Genomic DNA, 5,378 nt, shown 5'->3' with positions numbered 1-5,378 from the left:
TTGAGCTTGATGATCTTGTGACCCTCTTCCTCCATCTGGCGGGCGGCGTCCATGATGGGGCCGCGGATGTCATAGCAGACGTTGGCGAGTTTGGCTGATTTACGTATGGTTTTCAAAGTCCCTCCGGACGTGGATGTCACAAGGCGAAACCTATAATTTGACCACATTTCTGCGGGAATACATTTTGTTATTCCTGCACGACAGAATCAATATTCACCCTTTTCATCATGAAGTTTCAACCAGACAGCATCAACGTCCAATCCATCAGCGCTTACGGCCCTGACTGGGTCGCGATTAAAAGTGAAAAAATCACTACCAGCGTGGTGATTGGTTCAAACGGAGAACGCTTTGCATGGGCCTGTGAGCGTTTTGAAGATTTGACACCTGAACACTTTGAACAACTGGCTGCCATGAAAACCGAACTGGTGATTTTTGGCAGCGGTAACCGCCTGCGGTTTCCCAAGCCGGCCTTGATCAAGGCCTTGATCGACCAGCAAATCGGACTGGAAACCATGGACACCCAAGCTGCCTGCAGAACCTACAACGTGCTCGCCGCTGAAGGTCGCCGCGTTGCCGTCGCTTTGCTCCTCGAGGGCGTCCAGCCTTAGCCCCGTCTTGCTATCTTGGTTCAACACCACCGCTTCGTCACATATCAGCAACGGTTTTCAGGGTAAAATAGCAGGTTGCAGTCGGGGGAGCCGGAGCAGTAAAACCAAGGGTCGCGACCACTCTATAAGTGATCGAAGCATCCTGTCACACGAGATTTAAGAAACATGGCGATAGTTGTCAATAAACCCATCCCTGAATTTGAATCGAATGCCACTGGCGGCATTAGAGTTTCCAACACATCACACCTTGGAAAAGTTGTCATTTTGTACTTTTACCCAAAAGACAACACGCCCGGTTGCACCACAGAAGCCATGCAGTTCCGCGATAAATTCAAGGATTTCGTCAAAGCGGGTGCGACGGTTTTCGGCGTGTCACGTGACAACATGCGCTCGCACGACGAGTTCAAAGCCAAACTTGAATTGCCTTTTGAACTGGTGGCCGACACCGAAGAAAAGATGTGCCATATGTTCGGCGTTGTCAAGAACAAGATTATGTACGGCAAAAAAGTCAAAGGCATCGAGCGCAGCACCTTCCTGATCGGCGCAGATGGACTATTGAAAGAAGAATGGCGCGGTCTTAAAGTACCTGGTCACGTGGATGATGTGCTGACAGCTGTTAAAGCGCTGAATAAATCAGCAGCGATTGCTTAACCAAGCAGCATTGGGCACTGGCGCACGATCCGTGAGCTGTCTCAAAGAATATGCATAATGGGCGTCATGCCCTTGAAATTCGCAAACCTACTCTCTTACAAAAGCCGCCTTGGTCACAAGGCGGCTTTTTCGTTTCTAACGCTGTAATTCCAACCTTTTAACGAGCGAACTAACCCATGCCACTGCCAACTGCCCCCGCCAAACGCGCCGCGCTGCTGTCCGAGCAAGACTATGACGTGCCGGCCCGGAATCAGCCCAAAGCTCGAAAATCAGAATTCGCCTTAACTGATCACGTTAGCCTTGAAAAGACGGAATCATCCAAATCACCCATTGCCGCGACCTCAGCGAAAGTTTCGGCAGAACGGGTGGAAAAAGTCTCGGTTGAGGGCGCTGTTAAAACGACTCGCACCAGTCCTGCAACTCGAAAAATCAGTCCTGCCACACCGACCCAGGCTGAAGTCAAACCCAAGAAACCCAAACACACAGGGCCTGCCAAACTGTTTGTTCTCGACACCAATGTGCTGCTGCACGACCCGATGTGCCTTTTCCGCTTCGAGGAACATGACATCTTTTTGCCCATGATTGTTCTCGAAGAACTCGATGCGCACAAAAAAGGTATAACGGAGGTCGCTCGCAATGCGCGTCAAACCAGCCGGACACTGGATGCATTAGCAGGCCAACAAGGATCAGACATCACCACCGGATTGCCGTTAAACACCACCGGCCACCGTGAAGCGGGTGGCAAACTGTTCTTCCAGACACAGCTGCTGAATTACACACTGCCCACCAGTCTGCCCCAGGGAAAAGCCGATAACCAAATTTTGGGTGTGGTCGACGCCTTGCGCCTGCAACACGCCCCACGCGAAGTGGTACTGGTATCCAAGGACATCAATATGCGGGTCAAATCCCGTGCATTGGGTCTGGCCACCGATGACTACCAAAACGACAAAACGCTCGAAGACGGTGACCTGCTGTATGCAGGCTCTATCGCCCTGCCCTCTAACTTCTGGATTACCCACGGTAAAACAGTGGAAAGTTGGCAGCAAGGCGCTCACACCTTTTATCGCATCACGGGTCCGATTGTTCCCAACTTGCTGATCAACCAGTTTGTCTACTTTGAGTCTCCCGGCGAGCCCAGCTTGTATGCAAGAGTGACTGAAATTCGGGGCAAAACGGCTGTTTTCAAAACGCTCAAGGATTACACGCACCTTAAAAACTCTGTCTGGGGCATCACCACAAGAAACCGTGAGCAAAATTTTGCTATGAACATCTTGATGGACCCTGAAATCGACTTTGTCACACTTACTGGAACCGCTGGTACGGGTAAAACCCTGATGGCGCTGGCCGCCGGCCTGACCCAAGTGCTCGATGACCGCCGCTACACCGAGATCATCGTGACACGAGCTACGGTCAGCGTGGGCGAAGACATTGGTTTCCTGCCTGGGACTGAAGAGGAAAAAATGGGGCCCTGGATGGGCGCCTTGGATGACAACCTCGAAGTGCTGGGCAAAACAGAAACCAGCGCTGGCGAATGGGGACGCGCTGCCACTAGTGAACTGATCCGCAGCCGCATCAAGATCAAGAGCATGAACTTCATGCGCGGTCGCACGTTTTTGAACAAATACGTCATCATCGACGAAGCTCAAAATTTGACACCCAAACAGATGAAGACCTTGATCACCCGTGCGGGTCCGGGCACAAAAATCATCTGCATGGGCAATCTGGCCCAGATTGACACGCCTTACCTGACCGAAGGCTCTTCGGGCTTGACCTTTGCCGTAGATAAGTTCAAAGGCTGGGCGCATGGAGGGCACATCACTCTGGCGCGCGGGGAGCGCTCTCGACTGGCTGATTTTGCCAGCGAGGTTTTATAAGTTTTTATAAAACCTATGCGCTGCTTAAGCTAACCAGCTATTAATTTAATAGCTGGTTACGCTTAATGCACGGGCCCTGGAGGCCTAAACGGCTTAAAAGTCGCCACTACCACCAGAAGCCAGTGATTCAAACTTGGTGATGTGCCGCTGGAAGGCCAGTTTGACGACACCGGTGGGGCCATTCCGCTGCTTGGCAATAATGACCTCAGCCACGCCTGGCTCCTTGCAAGCATCCTTGGTGTAGTACTCGTCGCGGTAGATGAACATAATAATGTCGGCATCCTGCTCAATGGCGCCTGATTCGCGCAAGTCGCTCATCATGGGGCGCTTGTCGGGACGTTGCTCCACGCTTCGATTGAGCTGCGACAGGGCAATCACCGGGCATTGCAATTCTCTTGCCAGCATTTTCAAGCCGCGTGAAATCTCGCCCAGCTCTGTGGCTCGATTTTCTCCATCGCTGCTGGAGCCACTCATCAACTGTAAGTAATCGACCACGATCAGTCCCAGCTTGCCGCACTGGCGCGACAAGCGACGGGCATTGGCACGGAGTTCGCTGGAAGTCAAACCGGCAGATTCATCAATATGAAGAGAAATCGTACGCAATTTTTCAATCGCTTCCGTCAAACGCGGCCACTCTTCGTCGGTTAATTTGCCGGTACGCAAATGGCCCTGATCGATCCGACCAATTGAACCCACAATACGTACCGCGAGTTGAGCGGCGCCCATTTCCATCGAAAACACGGCGACTGGCAAACCTTCATTTAAGGCGACATGCTCAGCGATATTAATCGCCAATGCTGTTTTACCCATCGAAGGTCGAGCCGCCAGCACAATCAAATCACCAGCTTGAAACCCAGCCGTCATCCGGTCAAGGTCATAAAAACCTGTCGGGACACCCGTGACATCGTTGGGGTTGTCGGCCATCTCCTGAACCCGGTCGAGCAAATCGACGACCAGCGTGTCCATGGCCTGGAAACCCTGTTTGTTGCGCGCGCCCTCTTCACCAATGTTAAATATTTTTTGTTCGGCTTCATCCAGAATGGCAGCCACTGGCCGACCTTTTGGATTGAAGGCATTGGTCGAAATTTCGTCACTGGCTGTCACCAGTTTGCGAAGAACTGACCGTTCTCGAACGATCTCGGCGTAGCGGCGGATATTGCCGGCGCTGGGCACATACTGAGCCAGAGAATTGAGATAGGACAGCCCGCCGATCTCTTCAGCCTTGCCTAGATTCTGCAATTGCTCAAACACTGTGATCACATCAGCCGGCTTGGAGGCATTGACCAATGTGCCAATAGCCGTAAAAACCATACGGTGTTCGTAACGGTAGAAATCACGTTCAGACAACAAATCGCCAACACGGTCCCACGCATCGTTGTCGAGCAAGAGTCCGCCTAAAACGCTGGACTCAGCCTCAATCGAATGAGGTGGGATGCGCAGTTGCGCTACTTGGCGGTCTTGACCGAAGTCATCACCCACGGCAGAAAGTACGGCAGACATGAAGGTTTCCTTTGATACTTTGATGCTACGTCACCGCGGGTTCAGCGTCGAGTGAAATGCTGGGCACAATCCCTTGATAAGCTGTGCACAAACTGTGGAAATCAAGGGATAAATAGTGGCACCAATACAAAAGCCGCCTGGGTTTGCACCCTGGCGGCTTTTATTTAGGAGAAGCAGTTATTAAGCTGATTCGCCGTACACAGAGACAGTGATGTCAACAACCACATCGTGGTGAAGCGCCACACTGACGGTGCTGTCGCTAACGATCTTGATCGGACCATTAGGCATACGGATCTGAGCTTTGGCGATTTTGAAACCGTTCTTGTTCAGTTCTTCAGCGATGTCGGCGTTGGTCACGGAACCAAACAGACGACCATCAACACCAGCCTTTTGAGTCAACTTGCAGGTCGTGCCGGCAAGTTTTTCGCCCAAGGCTTGGCATTCAGCCAATTTGACAGCAGCCGCTTTTTCAAGCTCAACACGCTTAACTTCAAACTGCTGTTTAGCAGCTTCAGTTGCGCGACGAGCACGGCCAGAAGGGATCAGGAAATTGCGAGCGTAACCGTCTTTAACACGAACGATTTCACCGAGATTGCCAAGGTTCACGACCTTGTCGAGCAGAATGATTTGCATGGTCGTAATCCTTAGATCTTGTGCTGGTCGCTGTAAGGCAGCATCGCGAGGAAACGAGCGCGCTTGATAGCGGTGTTGAGCTGGCGCTGGAAAATGGCACGGGTGCCAGTCA

The 5,378-nt window shown here is 51.9% G+C and carries 6 protein-coding genes; 3 read left to right on the top strand and 3 right to left on the bottom strand.

All coding sequences use genetic code 11. The features are described 5' to 3' along the window. The first annotated feature begins 227 nt into the window (after window positions 1–227). From WCG50_RS17065 to WCG50_RS17055, 3 genes are all read left to right on the top strand, one after another. Window positions 228–608 (top strand): Mth938-like domain-containing protein, encoded by a 381-nt coding sequence (locus WCG50_RS17065; protein WP_336900795.1) that lies wholly within the window; start codon window positions 228–230, stop codon window positions 606–608. 165 nt (window positions 609–773) lie between these two features. Further along, on the top strand, window positions 774–1,259 hold the full coding sequence (locus tag WCG50_RS17060; RefSeq protein WP_336900794.1) for a peroxiredoxin: 486 nt from the start codon (window positions 774–776) through the stop codon (window positions 1,257–1,259). A gap of 176 nt (window positions 1,260–1,435) precedes the next feature. Further along, window positions 1,436–3,133, top strand: coding sequence for a PhoH family protein (locus tag WCG50_RS17055; protein ID WP_336900793.1), 1,698 nt, complete (start codon window positions 1,436–1,438; stop codon window positions 3,131–3,133). Between the two features lie 93 nt (window positions 3,134–3,226). Here the strand turns inward: WCG50_RS17055 and dnaB are convergent, their stop codons facing one another. The 3 genes from dnaB to rpsR form a co-directional block, all read right to left on the bottom strand. Then, window positions 3,227–4,633: a replicative DNA helicase gene (gene dnaB, locus WCG50_RS17050; protein WP_336900792.1), complete on the bottom strand. Its 1,407-nt coding sequence runs from the start codon at window positions 4,631–4,633 to the stop codon at window positions 3,227–3,229. 180 nt (window positions 4,634–4,813) lie between these two features. After that, window positions 4,814–5,266 carry a 50S ribosomal protein L9 gene (rplI, locus tag WCG50_RS17045; RefSeq protein ID WP_336900791.1) on the bottom strand — a complete coding sequence of 151 codons (453 nt, stop codon included), beginning with the start codon at window positions 5,264–5,266 and terminating at the stop codon, window positions 4,814–4,816. An 11-nt stretch (window positions 5,267–5,277) separates the two neighbouring features. Next, window positions 5,278–5,378: 30S ribosomal protein S18 (gene rpsR, locus WCG50_RS17040; protein WP_336900796.1), on the bottom strand; the 101-nt coding region annotated here is incomplete at its 5' end.

This window comes from Rhodoferax sp., assembly GCF_037143375.1.
Lineage (GTDB): Bacteria > Pseudomonadota > Gammaproteobacteria > Burkholderiales > Burkholderiaceae_C > Rhodoferax.
The sequence above is the reverse complement of the archived record's forward strand: the minus strand, read 5'-3'. Positions and strand labels throughout refer to the sequence as shown.

Excerpts from the sequence above, each read along its gene's own strand:
- WCG50_RS17065 (WP_336900795.1), top strand. The coding sequence starts at position 228 with ATGAAGTTTCAACCAGACAGCATCAACGTCCAATCCATCAGCGCTTAC.
- WCG50_RS17060 (WP_336900794.1), top strand. The coding sequence starts at position 774 with ATGGCGATAGTTGTCAATAAACCCATCCCTGAATTTGAATCGAATGCC.
- WCG50_RS17055 (WP_336900793.1), top strand. The coding sequence starts at position 1,436 with ATGCCACTGCCAACTGCCCCCGCCAAACGCGCCGCGCTGCTGTCCGAG.
- dnaB (WP_336900792.1), bottom strand. The coding sequence starts at position 4,633 with ATGTCTGCCGTACTTTCTGCCGTGGGTGATGACTTCGGTCAAGACCGC.
- rplI (WP_336900791.1), bottom strand. The coding sequence starts at position 5,266 with ATGCAAATCATTCTGCTCGACAAGGTCGTGAACCTTGGCAATCTCGGT.